This window comes from Thioclava sp. JM3 (assembly GCF_002213185.1).
In the GTDB taxonomy this organism is placed as follows: Bacteria; Pseudomonadota; Alphaproteobacteria; order Rhodobacterales; family Rhodobacteraceae; genus Thioclava; species Thioclava nitratireducens.
Genome location: NZ_NBOB01000013.1, coordinates 43,785 through 57,847, shown reverse-complemented (window position 1 = coordinate 57,847; position 14,063 = coordinate 43,785). Strand labels below are relative to the sequence as shown.

At 61.3% G+C, this 14,063-nt stretch carries 20 protein-coding genes and 1 pseudogene; 7 read left to right on the top strand and 14 right to left on the bottom strand.

What is annotated here, in order from left to right; translation table 11 throughout:
• The first annotated feature begins 441 nt into the window (after positions 1–441).
• Genes B6V73_RS18495 through B6V73_RS18475 form a run of 5 tightly spaced genes read left to right on the top strand, consistent with a single transcriptional unit; the run spans position 442 to position 3,175 of the window.
• Positions 442–918 (top strand): group III truncated hemoglobin, encoded by a 477-nt coding sequence (locus B6V73_RS18495; protein ID WP_240497849.1) that lies wholly within the window; start codon positions 442–444, stop codon positions 916–918.
• Positions 919–933: 15 nt separating this feature from the next.
• Entirely contained in the window at positions 934–1,419 is a 486-nt protein-coding gene (locus B6V73_RS18490; RefSeq protein ID WP_088726079.1) for a hemerythrin domain-containing protein, read from the top strand.
• Entirely contained in the window at positions 1,412–1,756 is a 345-nt protein-coding gene (locus B6V73_RS18485) for a carboxymuconolactone decarboxylase family protein (protein WP_078523315.1), read from the top strand. Before B6V73_RS18490 ends, B6V73_RS18485 begins: the two co-directional genes overlap by 8 nt.
• On the top strand, positions 1,756–2,145 hold the full coding sequence (locus B6V73_RS18480; RefSeq protein ID WP_078523314.1) for a DUF488 family protein: 390 nt from the start codon (positions 1,756–1,758) through the stop codon (positions 2,143–2,145). Before B6V73_RS18485 ends, B6V73_RS18480 begins: the two co-directional genes overlap by 1 nt.
• A gap of 16 nt (positions 2,146–2,161) precedes the next feature.
• Positions 2,162–3,175 carry a nitronate monooxygenase gene (locus tag B6V73_RS18475; protein ID WP_088726078.1) on the top strand — a complete coding sequence of 338 codons (1,014 nt, stop codon included), beginning with the start codon at positions 2,162–2,164 and terminating at the stop codon, positions 3,173–3,175.
• A 360-nt stretch (positions 3,176–3,535) separates the two neighbouring features.
• Here B6V73_RS18475 and B6V73_RS18465 read toward each other — a convergent pair whose 3' ends face one another.
• The 3 genes and pseudogenes from B6V73_RS18465 to B6V73_RS18455 form a co-directional block, all read right to left on the bottom strand.
• A complete protein-coding gene (locus tag B6V73_RS18465; protein ID WP_088726083.1) occupies positions 3,536–4,378 on the bottom strand; it encodes a LysR family transcriptional regulator in 843 nt (280 codons plus the stop codon).
• A gap of 1,070 nt (positions 4,379–5,448) precedes the next feature.
• A pseudogene (locus B6V73_RS20575) lies at positions 5,449–5,573 on the bottom strand (IS5/IS1182 family transposase); the annotation flags it as partial.
• A 104-nt stretch (positions 5,574–5,677) separates the two neighbouring features.
• A protein-coding gene (locus B6V73_RS18455) for an IS3 family transposase (RefSeq protein WP_088726082.1) occupies positions 5,678–6,780 on the bottom strand; the annotation gives its coding sequence in 2 pieces (ribosomal slippage) (positions 5,678–6,519 and positions 6,519–6,780; 1,104 coding nt in all).
• Between B6V73_RS18455 and B6V73_RS18450 the strand changes: the two genes are divergently transcribed.
• On the top strand, positions 6,730–7,158 hold the full coding sequence (locus tag B6V73_RS18450; protein WP_346426034.1) for a transposase: 429 nt from the start codon (positions 6,730–6,732) through the stop codon (positions 7,156–7,158). The two genes, B6V73_RS18455 and B6V73_RS18450, sit on opposite strands and share 51 nt — an antisense overlap.
• A gap of 324 nt (positions 7,159–7,482) precedes the next feature.
• On the opposite strand, the gene B6V73_RS18445 is transcribed toward B6V73_RS18450, so the two are convergent.
• The 11 genes from B6V73_RS18445 to B6V73_RS18400 all read right to left on the bottom strand — a co-directional run bounded on the left by B6V73_RS18445 (position 7,483) and on the right by B6V73_RS18400 (position 13,524).
• Positions 7,483–7,818, bottom strand: coding sequence for a hypothetical protein (locus B6V73_RS18445; RefSeq protein WP_206185608.1), 336 nt, complete (start codon positions 7,816–7,818; stop codon positions 7,483–7,485).
• A gap of 215 nt (positions 7,819–8,033) precedes the next feature.
• Positions 8,034–8,312 carry a DUF6522 family protein gene (locus B6V73_RS18440; RefSeq protein WP_075777594.1) on the bottom strand — a complete coding sequence of 93 codons (279 nt, stop codon included), beginning with the start codon at positions 8,310–8,312 and terminating at the stop codon, positions 8,034–8,036.
• Positions 8,309–8,602: a hexameric tyrosine-coordinated heme protein gene (locus B6V73_RS18435; protein WP_233243146.1), complete on the bottom strand. Its 294-nt coding sequence runs from the start codon at positions 8,600–8,602 to the stop codon at positions 8,309–8,311. Before B6V73_RS18435 ends, B6V73_RS18440 begins: the two co-directional genes overlap by 4 nt.
• Entirely contained in the window at positions 8,517–8,702 is a 186-nt protein-coding gene (ccoS, locus tag B6V73_RS18430; RefSeq protein WP_075777596.1) for a cbb3-type cytochrome oxidase assembly protein CcoS, read from the bottom strand. The genes B6V73_RS18435 and ccoS overlap by 86 nt, the downstream gene beginning before the upstream one ends.
• Positions 8,699–9,496, bottom strand: a complete 798-nt coding sequence (locus B6V73_RS18425; protein WP_075777597.1) for a DUF2189 domain-containing protein — start codon at positions 9,494–9,496, stop codon at positions 8,699–8,701. Before B6V73_RS18425 ends, ccoS begins: the two co-directional genes overlap by 4 nt.
• A gap of 13 nt (positions 9,497–9,509) precedes the next feature.
• Positions 9,510–9,668 (bottom strand): hypothetical protein, encoded by a 159-nt coding sequence (locus B6V73_RS20890; RefSeq protein WP_167733414.1) that lies wholly within the window; start codon positions 9,666–9,668, stop codon positions 9,510–9,512.
• A complete protein-coding gene (ccoP, locus tag B6V73_RS18420; protein WP_158275141.1) occupies positions 9,665–10,576 on the bottom strand; it encodes a cytochrome-c oxidase, cbb3-type subunit III in 912 nt (303 codons plus the stop codon). The genes B6V73_RS20890 and ccoP overlap by 4 nt, the downstream gene beginning before the upstream one ends.
• Positions 10,569–10,733, bottom strand: coding sequence for a cbb3-type cytochrome c oxidase subunit 3 (locus B6V73_RS18415; protein WP_075777599.1), 165 nt, complete (start codon positions 10,731–10,733; stop codon positions 10,569–10,571). Before B6V73_RS18415 ends, ccoP begins: the two co-directional genes overlap by 8 nt.
• Positions 10,730–11,458, bottom strand: coding sequence for a cytochrome-c oxidase, cbb3-type subunit II (gene ccoO, locus B6V73_RS18410; protein WP_088726074.1), 729 nt, complete (start codon positions 11,456–11,458; stop codon positions 10,730–10,732). Before ccoO ends, B6V73_RS18415 begins: the two co-directional genes overlap by 4 nt.
• Positions 11,459–11,462: 4 nt before the next feature.
• On the bottom strand, positions 11,463–13,088 hold the full coding sequence (ccoN, locus tag B6V73_RS18405; RefSeq protein ID WP_088726073.1) for a cytochrome-c oxidase, cbb3-type subunit I: 1,626 nt from the start codon (positions 13,086–13,088) through the stop codon (positions 11,463–11,465).
• A 19-nt stretch (positions 13,089–13,107) separates the two neighbouring features.
• On the bottom strand, positions 13,108–13,524 hold the full coding sequence (locus B6V73_RS18400; protein WP_088726072.1) for an Rrf2 family transcriptional regulator: 417 nt from the start codon (positions 13,522–13,524) through the stop codon (positions 13,108–13,110).
• 87 nt (positions 13,525–13,611) lie between these two features.
• Between B6V73_RS18400 and B6V73_RS18395 the strand changes: the two genes are divergently transcribed.
• Positions 13,612–14,055, top strand: coding sequence for a group III truncated hemoglobin (locus tag B6V73_RS18395; protein WP_088726071.1), 444 nt, complete (start codon positions 13,612–13,614; stop codon positions 14,053–14,055).
• Positions 14,056–14,063 lie beyond the last annotated feature (8 nt).

The following is a 14,063-nucleotide window of genomic DNA, read 5'->3' as shown; positions in this document are numbered from 1 at the left end:
GCCGTCGCTGCCATGGCGATCCGACGATACCCAGCTTCGCCGTGATAGAAGCCGTTACTTAGTCCGACCTCCCCGCATAGGGTGGCAAGGCGCGCAAGTAATTCAAATATTCATTGTGAGCCGCGACAATTCGCCCCACCTCTTCCGCCGATAACGGCCTGCGCGTGTTGATGCGCCACGCAGGAAGCCCAGACCAAACCTTCGCCAGGGACGAGGTGCTGAAGGGTTTCGTGTCTTCTGGCTACGGTCCGAAAACGTAACCCCTGCACCCTCTTGAGCATCAAGGATTCAGCCGAGGGCGTGCGGTCGGGAAGACCAGATTCGCGGACGCTTGCCATCCGGCTCGAAATGCTCCGCCCGTAATTTGCGAGAATGCGAAGTTCATGGGCATCCTACACTCACCGCAATAGGTATTTACAATACTTATTTTGTGGAGATAGCATGAGCCTCAAGTTCAAATTCTCGGGGGATCCCATGTCACCTGCTGATCGACAGATCATATCCGCGCGCCCCGAAACGACCGCTGCGATCATGGCGCAAACGGGTTTGGACGAGGATAAACTGACCCAGTTGGTGCATCGTTTCTACGACAAGGTGCGTGCTGATGCGGTTCTCGGGCCGATCTTCGCCTCCAGGATTTCCGACTGGGCGCCGCATTTGCAGCGGATGGTGGAGTTCTGGTCTTCGGTCGCACTCATGACCGGTCGTTTTCACGGCGCCCCGATGCAGGTCCATGCGTCCTTGCCAGTGGAATGGGATCATTTCGAACGGTGGCTGATGCTGTTCCGCGAGACCGCAACCGAGACCTGTCCCCCCGAGGGGGCCGCCCATCTCATCGAACGCGCCGAGCGGATCGCGCGCTCGCTGCATATGGCGGTCGAGAACGCCACGCCCCGAACCGTCCCCTCTTTGCTCTGACCAAAGGATACCAACATGACGAGACCGCTACCCCCGCAAGATTCCGCCAGCCTCACCCGCTACATCGAGGCAGAGTATCACGCCAAGCATCGCACTCAATTGCCTGAACTGGCGGCGCTCTCGGAAAAGGTGGAAACCGTCCATGCCGGGCAAGCAGATGTCCCTGCAGGGCTGTCCGCGCTACTGCACCGCATGATCGGCGAGCTCGAAGTCCACATGAAGAAGGAGGAGCTGGTTTTGTTTCCCGCCATTCGCAACGCGGCACCGAGGCTGGACGGGCCGATCGCTGCGATGCGCGCGGATCACGACGACCATGAGGCGGAGGTCGGACAGATCCGGCAATTGACAAACGATCTCACATTGCCGGACGGTGCATGCCAAAGCTGGACGCGGCTCTATGCCGGGGTCGGTGAATTTCTTGAAGACCTGGCAGCCCATATTCGGCTGGAAAACGACCTGTTATTCCCGCAATTCGAAACCCAAGGCGCAGGCCATGTCTGAGATGTATCTTCCCAACCCAACTAAGGATCTCTTCGAGCGGCGTCATGCCTTGGCGCCGAAGACCGAGGACGCCTTCCGCGCATTTTCGAAAGCGGTGTTCACTGAAGGGGCGCTCGATGCGCGCAGCAAGCAGCTTATCGCCGTGGCCGTCGCGCACGTAACGCAGTGCCCATGGTGCATCGAGAGCCATGTCAAAGCCGCCCGGCGTGCGGGCGCCTCGGACGAACAGGTCATGGAAGCGATTTGGGTCGCCGCGGAAATGCGCGCCGGCGCCTCTTGGACCCATGCTCTGAAAGCAGTTGAGATGATCGGCGACACGGACAAGCCGGACAGCTGATGCCGTCAGCAAGCCCCCCCACCTCCGAAGCTCCTGGCGAGCTTATCCGCGTCAAGCGGATCTATCGCGCGGCACGCGTGTCAGATGGCAAGCGGATATTGGTCGATCGTCTCTGGCCGCGCGGCATGGCGAAGGACCGCGCCAGACTGTTTCACTGGTGCAAGGAGATCGCGCCGAGCGACGAATTGCGGCGCTGGTTCCACGAGCACCCTGATAGGTGGCAGGAGTTCACCACGCGTTATGAGGCGGAACTTGCCGCTCATGACGATTTGGTCCGCGAGCTCGCCGGATATGCACGCGAGAACGTCGTTACGCTACTTTATGCTTCAAAGGACGAGGCACATAATAACGCCGTCGTGTTACGCGATTACCTGCGCCAATGGTTATAGAACGGGAGGAGCAAGCATGACGGACCAGCCAATAAACCCGCTGCACACACCGCTTTGCGACCTGCTGGGGTGCGCCCAGCCAGTTCTGCTGGCCGGGATGGGCGGCGTTTCCCGCTGGGAACTGGCCGCCGCCGTGGCCAATGCGGGCGGTTACGGGATTTTGGGCATGGTGCGCGAAGACCCAGCCCTGATCGCCGCAGAGGTTACTGCGCTGCGGGACGCGACTGACCGACCTTTTGCCGTCAACTTGATCCCCGCGGCGACCGAACCAGCGCTGCTCGATGCGCAGATCGCCTGCTGTCTCGATCTTGGCGTGCCGGCCTTCAGCTTTTTCTGGGACGTGATGCCTGACGTGGTGGCCCGCGTGAAACGTGCCGGTTGCCTTGTTCTGCATCAGGTCGGCACGGTCGAGGCCGCGCGGATCGCCGAAGAGGCCGGAGCGGATGTGATCATCGCGCAGGGCGTCGAGGCGGGCGGTCACGTGCATGGACGACACCCGGCTTTCGGGCTGGCCGAGCAAATCCTTGCGCAGACCGACCTGCCGGTCGTCGTCTCCGGAGGGATCGCAACGGGCGAGGGCCTCGCCGCCGCGTTGACCATCGGCGCCGATGGCGTGCAATGCGGCACGGCCTTTCTGGCGACCGCGGAATCCTTCGCTCATCCCTATCACAAATCCCGAATCACGGAGGCCACCGGCGACCACACGGTTCTGACCGATGTTTTCGTTCTGAACTGGCCCAAGGGCGCTGCGGTGCGGGTGATCGCCAATAGCGTGACCGAGAGCCTGGACGGACATTACCTCGGCCACGACCCTGACAGTCTCCCGCGCGAGGCCATCGCCCGCGACGGCGAGCAGCCGCGCCTGCGCTTCAGCACTGATTCGCCGCTGCGAACCACGACCGGCGACTTGGAGGCGATGGCACTCTATGCGGGTCAGGGTGTGGGTGCGCTCAACGATGTCCCCAAGGCCGCTGCACGTCTGGACGGCATGGTCGCGCAGGCCCGCCATCTCCTGGGACACCCGTTTTGACGTGCTTTCAAGTCGAAGCCATGAACGACGAATTCAAGAGTTCAGCTGCCAAGGATGTTTTTGCTCACCACCTCGCTTTACGCGCCGGATAAAGAACTGGCGCGACTGCTTCCCGCGTGGATGGTCGTCATAACGATCAGTCATGGTCCCTCGGTCGCGGCAATGAAGCCTCTGACAGACATACTCATTTCGATCGACCAAAGGGCGAACGAAGCCTTGCCGGAAGGAGTTTCTTCGATCGCACGAAAGCACTACGCAGCGAGCCCGAACGCAAGGTGACCGACCGGGAATGCCCCAGCAGGATACCGACCGCGAGCGACAGGCCGCTGGGATAGGCCAAGAGCGGAAATTGACCGCAGATCAAGACGCCACAAGGCCAGCCATCAACCTCTGGACCATCGGATCAACAAGCGCCTTGTTGCGATCCTCGCGGACCACGATCCACGCCGGCAATTCGAACACCGGCGCACCGGGCACCGGGAACAGGGCACCGCTATCGATCTGTTGTTCGACCAGACGCCGCGGGAAATAGCCGCTGCCGCCATTGAGCTTGAGATATTGAAGGCCGAGCCAAGCGATATTGGCCGAGAGTGCAGGACCGGGAAACTCCGGAAAGCCAGCGCGGAACTGATTGTCGAATTCCGGCCCCCACTCGACGTGGATATAGCCGTCGGGCTGCATGCTAGCGGTCGGTTCGGTGCAGACGAGCACCAACTGTTCAGTAAGCAATGGCAGGAGCTCGAGCATCGGCCGGCGCTGCGGGGTGAACATAACTCCGATATCCATCCGCCCCTCGACCAGCGCCTGCATCAGATCAGGCTCGAAGCCGATTTCGGAATGAAACGAAACCCGGGGATGGGACCGCTGGATATTGGCGAACCACTGCATCATCAGCCCTTCCCACAGGCCGAAGCGCGCCCCGATGACGACACGCGCGCGGAATTGTCCAGGCAGGCCGACGTCGTGCCGCGCGCGTTCGAGGGCTCGCACCATCTGCGCTGCATGCTTCAAGAACCGGCCACCGCCCGCAGTCAGTGCCGCGCCGGCCTTGTTGCGAGTGAAAAGCCTGGTGCCTAACTGATCTTCGAGTGCCCGGATACGGGCGCTCACGGTTGACTGGGTGACGTGAAGCCTTTCGGCGGCCGCGACGAAGCTGCCGGTATCAGCCACGGCAAGGAAAGTTCGGGCATGTTCAATGTTCATAGAGGCCCCATGCATCGTGTTTTCGAATATCATATCGCATTTATATTCGCTTCCCCAATATGATGAATCGCGCGACACTTGAACCCGCGCATCTCGCGGACAACCGGAAGATCACCGGCATATGAATTAGACGAGCTTACCGGGCCGGAGGGGTTTCCGGCAGTCGACAGCCTCTCGTGGATCGCGTCTGGCCGCGATGCGTGGCGTGGGAGAAGTTGCCGGGGCCTGACGAGTCCGAAATCTGCGCCGAGCCTCGAACTCCGCCGCAGGCTCCGACACGCCCCGGACCGGTGGGCAGCCTTCGAAGCCGCGAATTGGTCAGAATTCGCCGCCCGCCCGACCCGCGTTGTGGATCTATGCGACTGACGTCGCGCTGAAAGAGTGTCTCGAAAGGAGGTTCGTAAGGCCATGAGAAACAGCGATTTGAACGGAGCGAACAGCGTGACGGGGAGCGAACCCGCCGCGCCGAAGGAGGAGAGCAATGACGGGCGAAGGCCGTGCCCGACCCCGGGAGAGTGTCGCCTCATGGCTGGGCTCGGGCTTTCGTTGGCCGGAATCACCCTCTTCACCTTCGGCGACACGGGCATTGCGGGGCCATGGGCGCACAGCGTTGGGATCAGCGCGCTAACCACTGGCCTGCTGCTGTGGGGAGTGGGTGCCATTCGACGCACGCTCGAACTGTGACGCCGGCTCTCACTCGAGGCACCGCGTATTTCATCCGCTGTGCTGACCGCACACCCAAAAGCCGTTCGAGAGATCCCAGCGTGATGGAAGACAACGACGGGCGCGGCTTCGGGATATTCTCGTCTCCGCCCTCATTCGCGGTGGAGTTCGCACCAGATTAGTGCGCCCCGCCGACGTCAGTCCCGAATAGCCGGGTGCGTCCCCGCGCGTCGACCGACGATCATGAGAACGAAACAGTGGACCAGAGTGACATGGAAAATGGAATGAGTTTCGAAATGGTGATCGGTTGGCTTTTCGGTCTTCTAATTCTGGTATTGGTGGTTTTGACCATAGCAGCGCTGATCAAATGTCTACAGAAATAACGAAGAAGCCTCTAGGGTCAGGATTCATAACCAGTAGATGACGAGGGCGGCGAGGGCGATGGCCGAAAGGAAAGGAAGACCTTTGGGCACCGGTCATATCGGGTGGCCACACGCCCCCAGTCCTTGAGTCTTCCGAACATGATCTCGATGCTGACCTGCCCCCCTTGGGGCCCTCGTTCATAACGAGAGTCTGCAGGTTTGTGATCCGCACCCCAGAGCTCTACCCCCCTTAGGCAGAGTTTCCCGGCTTTGCTCAGGGTGACGGGCTGGTGACGCCCCCTGATTTCGTCAGCGTGATCGGAGCCTTGTTCCCGATCGCGCCGTGTGGCCGTTCCTCATTGTAGTATCTACGCCAAGCCTCCAACTTTTCGGTCGCATCCGCAAGGGTGAGGAACCAATGCTGGTTCAAGCACTCGGTCCGGAACCTGCCGTTGAACGCTTCGATGAATGCATTGTCGGTCGGCTTGCCGGGGCGCGAGAAGTCGAGGGTCACGCCACGCTGATAGGCCCAGAGGTCCATGTCGCGAGACACGAACTCGGTGTCCTGATCGACTCGGATAGTCTTCGGATAGCCTGTCTGTCGGCACACCCGGTCCAGCGTTGCGACCACATCCTCGCCGCGGTAGCTGAACCGGACATCGAGCACTGGCACGTAGCGTGAGAAGGTGTCGATGACTGTCAGAACCCTCAGCTTCTTGCCTGTCGCAAGCTGATCGTGAACAAAGTCCATTGCCCAGACGTCGTTCGGGCCGACCGCCTCGGCGCGGTCGTCACGCAGCTTGGCCTTCACACGGCGCTTCGGCGTCTTGTTCCTGAGTTGCAATCCCAACTCCCTGTAAATCCGATAGACTTTCTTGATGTTGATGTTCCAGCCCTCACGTTCGAGCAGGACGTGAACGCGCCGGTAGCCATACCGCACGCGCGTTTCACAGATCTCCCGGATCCGCTTGGCGACAGCAGCCTGATCGGCGCGGCGAGACTTGTAGTGGAACGTCGAACGGTCGAACCCCATAGCCCCACAGGCCTTTCGGATCGAGACCGCCCAATCGCTACACATCCCGCGAACCAGTTCGCGCTTGCGATCAGGCTTCAGAGCTTTCGGCGGATGACGTCTTGCAACATCTCCCGATCCAGCGTCAGGTCCGCGACGATCTTCTTCAACCTGGCGTTCTCATCCTCGAGCTGCTTCAGTCGTCGCATCTCGTCAGGCAGAAGGCCCGCGTATTTCTTCTTCCAACTGAAGTAGGTCGCCTGGCTGATCCCTGCCTTCCGACAGATCTCCGCGACCGGCGTGCCTTCCTCGCCTTGCTTCAAAATGAACGCTTTCTGCGCGTCCGAAAATTTGCTCGCCTTCATGCGACTCCACTCCTCTTCCAGCCAAGGAAGCGTAGCGGAAAACTCCAGCTTCAAACGGTCCAGTTTCCGGGGATCAGATCAAAGCAGCACTGCTGCCCGAACATGGACTTCCGGTCCATCACCCGCGAGGAACACGAAGACGCCCGCCAGGTCGCCAGGGACATCGCAAAGACCAGGCAATACGAGGTCTCGATGAAGCTCCGGAAGAAGGTCGAGATGCTCTTCGCGCACCTCAAACGCATCCTTGGCCTCGGACGCCTCCGACTACGTGGCCCGTGCGGCGCAAATGACGAATTTCTCCTCGCCGCAACCGCCCAGAACCTCAGGAAGCTGGCAAAGATCCTTCCCGCACCGCAGCAACCGCGAAAAGCCTTATAGGAAAGGCAGTCGCACATCACGAAAGCTTCCAATTTCTGCAATCGCGAGCGGGTGTTTTTCCACAGAATCGGTATACGCCGTTGCCGATCAAAAATGTCCGGATGGTAGGCGGTCGCGGTATGGCTGTTTCCGGGATCGCGGTTGATGAAACGTACGGTCGTGCCCGGGGCCACCGCAAGGCCAACCGGTGCGAACCAGACATGCTCTCCCCGTGCGGTTCCCCTCATCTCAATGGTTTCAACAGGGCCCGCCAATGTGACGCACGGAAAGCCGAGGGTGGCGATCACGCCACCCCGACCATAAGAAACTCTCGGCGTCCCCGTATCATTCGGCGAGCCTCGATTTGGCGTCCTCGTCATGGAACAGCACGACATGGGCATGGGCCCTGTCCACGCCGGGATGCCCGGCGTTGAAGTAGACGTCGACGCCGGACACCGTGTGACTGCCGATCCCCAGACCGTCGTAGGCGGTCCCGTTCGACAGATCTTCCAACGGCGTCATGTATACCGTGGCCGAGAGCTTGCCGTAATGGTCATAGGCCAGGAACGGGCCGGCTGGGAGCGTATCCGGGTCAACGAACAGCGTGCCGAGACCCGGGATGAATTCCGGCAGGGGCAGCGCATCGCTGACCTGGATATAGGGCGCGCCCGGGGGTGACATCTGCAGCGGCGTCCTCGTCATGGGCAAGGGCATTGCCCGTGGACAAATTGAGCGCGATCGCGGCGAGAGTGAGAGCGGATTTCATTTTGCTTCCTTTCAATGTCTGGGGTGCCACAGTCGTGGCCACCTGTCTCTTTGATGCGCCAGAGTCAGAAAGGTTCGCAGAAATGTTTCGCCCTCAGGTTTTGGCGCGCCTGGTTGTGGCAGGTTCCACGTTATCTTGCTTGGACAGCCCTGTTCGGATGACCGACTGGAAACGTGCTCTTGCCCAGAATCTCGCCACGGGCATCCACGATCAACCGCAGGGCGCGGCTCTGGTGACGGAATGTCAATCGCCAACGGCCCGCGTCCTCACCCTCTCCCGTTTCGCAAAGAGATGCGATTTGCCCGCCTTGCATCCGGTGACGGGTTTCTTCGACGGACAGGTCAAACGCGTCGGCCAGAACCAGCGCATCGACGACGAATTGGTCCCCGCGTCGTTCAACGTCGGTCATGTCCTGTCTTGCCAGTAGTCATTTGCCGACGCGACGGTGGCGAAATGCGTCGCGACCACCTGGCTGACAGCGATAAGGGCATCGGAGTCTTCGGCGTATTCCGGCCGCAACCGGTCGCGCACCTCGGCGTCTGGTTGGGTCAGCTTCACAGCGACGCGTGCAAGCTTTACCGCAAGGTCATAACCCTCTTCGGGCGTTGCCGTTTTAAGTGTCGGTAGCCAATCTGCCATCGGGTTTTCCTTCCATTTCGAGTGGGTGATGAGGGGGGATGATGCGCCACGCGGCACCATCAGGGTCATCGAACTGTCCGTTTCTGAGCGCCCAGAAAAACGCGCAGAGACCTAGCAAACCTAGTCCGAGCGAGAGAGGTATGAGCAACAGGAAGCTCACTGCCGCTCACCTGCGATTGCCTGGTAAGCATGCCAGGTGCCGTGACCAAGAACCGGGAACAGGACGATCAGCCCAATCAGGCCGGTTACGACTGACAGGCCCAATCCCAGGGCGACAAACAGACCCCAAACCAGCATGGGGCGCAGATTTTGCACCGCCATGACAAAACTCAGCCCCATGGCGGTCAGCGCATCGGTCTTGCGCGACACCAGCATGGGAATGGAAAAGACGCTGATCGCGAAGGCGAAGGCCGCGAACAACCCGCCCACCAGGGTACCGGTGATAACTAGCGCCCATCCCCGTGGCGTCGTCAATGCGTTGGTCAACGCCTCCTCCGCGCCGGGGAACGGGCTAAGGCCAAAAAACAGCGCATAGAGCAGGTCCGCAGCCCTGAGCCAGAACAGGACGAGCAGTCCGAGCAGCAATCCCGCATAGGCCAATTGCCCGCCCGACGCCGGCCGGAACACCAGCATGTCGGAAAGCGAAACCTGTTCACCCTGCGCCTGCCTGTGGCTTTTCTCGTAAAGCCCGATCGCCAGGAACGGACCGACAATCAGGAAACCGGAGATCGCGGGCAGCGCGAGATACAAGAGATGGCTAGCGTTGAGCGCCCAGAGGACCGCATAGGATACCAGTGTCAGGAACAGCCCATAGGCAAGGCTGGACCACGGAGCCTTGCGGACATCACGCCAACCTGCTCGCAACCAGTCCGCCGCCGAAGTCGATGGCAGGTTGCGTGCGTGGGGCGAGGCCGGCCGATCCGGGTTTCGCAAGGTTGGTAGTGGTTCCAGCATCCCGTTCTCCTTTTCAGCAGGACCGCCTGGCAGGCATCGCCCCGGCCGTTTCGCGGCAATCCGGCTGCGATCGCAGGGCAACGGTCAGCAGATGCGCATTCGCGGCGAGGAACAGCAGGACGGCGGCCAGCGCCGCGCCGACCGCCAACCGTTTTTGTACGGCCGGCCTCATTGTTCGCCTCCTACAGATTGGCCAAGCCGGGCCACATAGAGCGCCAGGAGGTTGATTTCGGCCTCTGACAGGCGACCCGACCAAGCCGGCATCACCCCATGACGCCCGCGTCGGAGCGTTTGCATCACCGTTCCCGGGTCCTGTCCATAAATCACGGCCTCATCCGTAAGGGACGGTGCGCCGATTTCGAGACCGCCGTCCCCTGTCGAACCGTGGCACGAACTGCAATTCTCTGCGAAGACCGTGCCCACGGAACTTTCGAAATCGACAGCTCCACCGGGCATCTCGGAAACGAAATCGGCCAAGGCTAACCGATCAGACCGCTCCATCCAGTCAAAGGCCGGCATTTCGGCATAGCGGGTGTCGGGATCGTCGGCATTGATGCCATGACGGATCGTCGTGGCGATTTCTCCGGCGTCACCGCTCCAGAGCCACGTGTCGTCCGACAGGACCGGAAAGCCCGGCCCTCCCTGCCCGTTCGTGCCGTGGCAAGCCGCGCAGTTATCGGCGAACAGGCGCGCGGCGACGGGCATTGCGGTCGCCATCAGTGTCGCGTCGGATTGCAGAGCGACGAAATTCTCGCCCTCGAAACGAGACAGCCAGTCCTGCCGCCTGTCGGCAAGGCTGTTGAAGCCCTTGATCGCTTCTTCGCTCTGGTCCAGCCCGAGCAAGCCACGTGTGTAATCGCGTCCGGTCGGCCAGGCGGGCAAGAGAACCCAGGCAACGACCGAATAAAGAAACGTCAGCACCAGTGCCCAGATCACGACCTTCGGGAACGCGGTATTGAGCTCGGTGATACCGCCCCAGTCGTGCCCCGTGGTGTCGTAGCCGGTGACCGGATCGGTCTTGCGATTGCCCGTATGAGGATCGGCGCCCGGCAGTTGCCTCGGATCGGTCGGGTTAGTCATCTCCGCCCTCCTTTGAAGGCAGCACGGACCGGGCGGCGGCGTCATAGGCCTTGCGCCGTGACGGGCTGTAGGCGCGGATGACGACAATCAGGAAGCATCCCATAAGCCAGATCAGGCCAACCGTCTTGGACAGATAGACCAGCATGTCATGGGTCATTGGGATCCCTCCGCCAGTATCCGGTAGGGCGCATCGGTCAAGGAGCCCAGCGACTGGAGATAGGCCAAAAGCGCATCCATCTCTGTCAGGCGAGACGGATTGCCATCGAAGACACGGGCCGCAGGACGTTCGCCGTAACGCTCCAGAAATCCGTCCACCGCGTCGCTGTCGGGGCGGCTTTGCGCCAGGGCATCGGCTTCCGCCGCCGCGATCATGTCCTCGTCATAGGGTACGCCAAGCCGGGCCAGCGTGGCCAGCGCGTCAGACAACAGATCGGTATCAAGGGGACGCGTCAGCCAAGGGTAGGACGGCATGATCGAGGCCGGCACCACGCTGCGAGGGTCGATCAGGTGCGCCACATGCCAGTCGTCCGAATACTTGCCGCCCAGTCGCGCCAGATCCGGGCCGGTGCGCTTCGATCCCCAGAGCATCGGGTGATCGTAGGCACTTTCCGAGGCCAGCGAATAGGGACCGTAGCGGTCCACCTCATCGGCCAGGCTGCGCACCATCTGGCTGTGGCAGGCATAACAACCCTCGCGGATATAGATCTCGCGGCCCGCCAGTTCCAATGGCGTATGAGGGCGCAGGTCATCGGGAAGCTCAACCGTCTCGTCGATGGTGAACAGTGGCGCGATTTCCACGATCCCGCCAATCGAAGCGGCCACGATGATTGCGGCCACCAGCCCCATGGAGATTTTTTCCAGATTATAGTGCAGTTTCAGCATGGGCTCACTCCGCCGGCTGCGCGACAAGGGGGCGGTCGGTGGCATCCCCCGTCGTTCCGCGCATCGTGGCGCGACAGTTCCAAGCGCAGATCACAGCCCCGGTCAGGAACAGCCCGCCGCCGATGGTGCGCAACAGGTAATAGGGGGCCATCGCCTCCACCGACTGGACAAAACTGTAGGATAGCGCGCCGTTCTCGTTATAGGCCCGCCACATGAGCCCCTGCGTGATGCCGGCATTCCACATCGACACGACGTAGACGAGTGTTCCGGCGACGGCGAGCCAGAAGTGCCATTCGACGGCCCGTGGCGACGCCATCTCCGTCTTGCCACTGAGCTGAGGAACGAGCGTATAGATCGCGCCAAAGACGATCATCGCCACCCAGCCAAGTGTGCCGGAATGGACGTGGCCCACGGTCCAGTCGGTATAGTGCGACAGCGAATTGACCGGGCGAATGGCGAGGAACGATCCTTCGAAGGTCGACAGCCCATAGAACACCGCGGCCACGAACATGAAGCGCAGCGTGGCGTCATCGCGCACCTTCTGCCATGCGCCGTTCAGAGTGGCGATGGCGTTGCCCGCCGAGGCCCAGCTTGGCACCAGCAACATTACCGAGAATGTCATGCCGAGCGTCTGCGCCCAGTAAGGCAGCGCGGTGTAATGCAGGTGGTGCGAGCCCACCCAGATATAGAAGAAGGTGATGCCCCAGAAGCTGACGATCGACAGGCGGTAGGACCAGATCGGTCGCCCGGAACGCACCGGGAGGAAATAATAGAGCATCCCGAGGAACCCCGCGGTCAGGAAGAAGGCAACCGCATTGTGGCCATACCACCATTGCACCATGGCATCCTGCACGCCCGACCAGATCGGAAAGCTCTCTGCAGTCGTCCAGCGCACGGGAAGGGCGATGTTGTTGACGATGTGCAGCATCGCCACGACGAGGATGAAGGCCAGGTAATACCAGTTGGCGACATAGATATGCGGCTCGTTCCGGCGGGCAAGCGTGCGGATATACAAGACGAAATACGTCACCCAGATCACCACCAGCCAAAGATCCGCATACCATTCGGCCTCGGCATATTCCTTGGATTGGGTCGACCCCATCAGATAGCCGGTGACGGCCCAGGCGCAAAACAGGTTGTAGCCGATGAGCACGACCCAGGGGCTCAGATTGTCGGCGAGCCGCGCGCGCGAGGTGCGTTGCAGGACGTGGAAAGACGTGGCGATCAGCGCGTTGCCGCCAAAGCCGAAGATAATCCCGGTGGTGTGCACGGGACGCAGTCGACCGAAGCTGGTAGCCGGCCAAGGCGGCGTTCCCTCTGGCCAGTACAAGAGCGCTGCAACCCAGACTCCGATTCCCATGCCGATCATCGCCCAGATCAGTGTCATGACGAGTCCGAAACGGGTCGGCGCATCGTAGTAGCGCTGCAACCGATTGGCCGGTGGTTCGGGATCATAAAGCGCGCCGCCGAGCAGAAATGCGAGCGCGATCCCGAGCCCGAGCGCCATGAACCCGTGGGTCGACATGACCCCGTGACGCGCCGATGCAGCCATGGCAAGGCCCATCAGGGCCAACAGGACCGACAGGGCCATGCCAACCCGACGTTCGGAAACCGACAACGATGCTGTCATCTTGATCTGCCTTTCTTCGTCATGCGGCCGCCCGTTCGGGAAGGGCGATATCGGCGAGCGTAGATCTGTTCAGATCGGCGATGAACTGACGCTCCGCCTGTCGAAGCCGGGATTTCAGGCGGCAACATCCCTCGATCGAACAGTCTCCGCCATCCGGCCCGAAACACTCGACGAGCGACTGTCCCTGTTCGAGCAGCCGCACGACGTCGCCAAGCCGGATGTCGGCCGGACTGGATCGCAAGACAGCGCCCCCATTCACCCCGCGTCGGGTCTCGACGATGTCTGCCTGTGCGAGCCGTTGCATGATCTTCGCCAGGTGGTTGCGCGACAGTTTGAACTCCTCTGCCAAATCTGCCGTTGAGAACGCCCGGTCGGGCGCGCTCGCCATCCGCATCAGCATTCGAAGTCCGTAGTCGGTGAAGGAGGTAAGGTTCATGGCATCCCGCAGATCTTCAAATCGGTATTTACAACACCTATTTAGCAGAGATAGCATGAGACTCAAGACCAATTTCCCGAGGGCCTCATGTCGACTGCCGTCTCACAGATCAATTCCGCCCGCCCGCAAATGACTGCCGAGATCATGGCGCGGACCGGGCTGGACGAAGAAAAGCTGACCGAACTGGTGCATTGCTTCTATGGCAAGGTGCGCGCGGATCCGGCGCTTGGCCCGATCTTCGCTGAACGGATTTCGGATTGGGGCCCGCACTTGGAGCGCATGGTGGCCTTCTGGTGTTCGGTCGCCTTGATGACGGGCCGGTATCACGGAGCCCCGGTCCCGGCGCATGTCGGCCTGCCCGTGGATTGGGATCATTTCGACCGCTGGCTGACGCTGTTCCGCGAAACCGCGGCCGAAACCTGCCCGCCCGAAGGCGCGGCGCATGTCATCGAACGCGCCGAGCGGATCGCGAGCTCGCTGCATATGGCGGTCGAGGATGCGAAGCCCCGGATAATTCCATCACTGCTCTGACCCGAGGA

Coding starts and splice junctions, on each gene's coding strand:
- B6V73_RS18400 (WP_088726072.1), bottom strand. CDS start 13,524: ATGAACCTTACCTCCTTCACCGACTACGGACTTCGAATGCTGATGCGG.
- B6V73_RS20890 (WP_167733414.1), bottom strand. CDS start 9,668: ATGAGGCCGGCCGTACAAAAACGGTTGGCGGTCGGCGCGGCGCTGGCC.
- B6V73_RS18490 (WP_088726079.1), top strand. CDS start 934: ATGACGAGACCGCTACCCCCGCAAGATTCCGCCAGCCTCACCCGCTAC.
- ccoO (WP_088726074.1), bottom strand. CDS start 11,458: ATGCTGAAACTGCACTATAATCTGGAAAAAATCTCCATGGGGCTGGTG.
- B6V73_RS18395 (WP_088726071.1), top strand. CDS start 13,612: ATGTCGACTGCCGTCTCACAGATCAATTCCGCCCGCCCGCAAATGACT.
- ccoN (WP_088726073.1), bottom strand. CDS start 13,088: ATGACAGCATCGTTGTCGGTTTCCGAACGTCGGGTTGGCATGGCCCTG.
- B6V73_RS18495 (WP_240497849.1), top strand. CDS start 442: ATGAGCCTCAAGTTCAAATTCTCGGGGGATCCCATGTCACCTGCTGAT.
- B6V73_RS18480 (WP_078523314.1), top strand. CDS start 1,756: ATGCCGTCAGCAAGCCCCCCCACCTCCGAAGCTCCTGGCGAGCTTATC.
- ccoP (WP_158275141.1), bottom strand. CDS start 10,576: ATGACTAACCCGACCGATCCGAGGCAACTGCCGGGCGCCGATCCTCAT.
- B6V73_RS18485 (WP_078523315.1), top strand. CDS start 1,412: ATGTCTGAGATGTATCTTCCCAACCCAACTAAGGATCTCTTCGAGCGG.
- B6V73_RS18415 (WP_075777599.1), bottom strand. CDS start 10,733: ATGACCCATGACATGCTGGTCTATCTGTCCAAGACGGTTGGCCTGATC.
- B6V73_RS18445 (WP_206185608.1), bottom strand. CDS start 7,818: ATGTCACCCCCGGGCGCGCCCTATATCCAGGTCAGCGATGCGCTGCCC.
- B6V73_RS18425 (WP_075777597.1), bottom strand. CDS start 9,496: ATGCTGGAACCACTACCAACCTTGCGAAACCCGGATCGGCCGGCCTCG.
- B6V73_RS18465 (WP_088726083.1), bottom strand. CDS start 4,378: ATGAACATTGAACATGCCCGAACTTTCCTTGCCGTGGCTGATACCGGC.
- B6V73_RS18475 (WP_088726078.1), top strand. CDS start 2,162: ATGACGGACCAGCCAATAAACCCGCTGCACACACCGCTTTGCGACCTG.
- B6V73_RS18440 (WP_075777594.1), bottom strand. CDS start 8,312: ATGACCGACGTTGAACGACGCGGGGACCAATTCGTCGTCGATGCGCTG.
- B6V73_RS18435 (WP_233243146.1), bottom strand. CDS start 8,602: ATGGTGCCGCGTGGCGCATCATCCCCCCTCATCACCCACTCGAAATGG.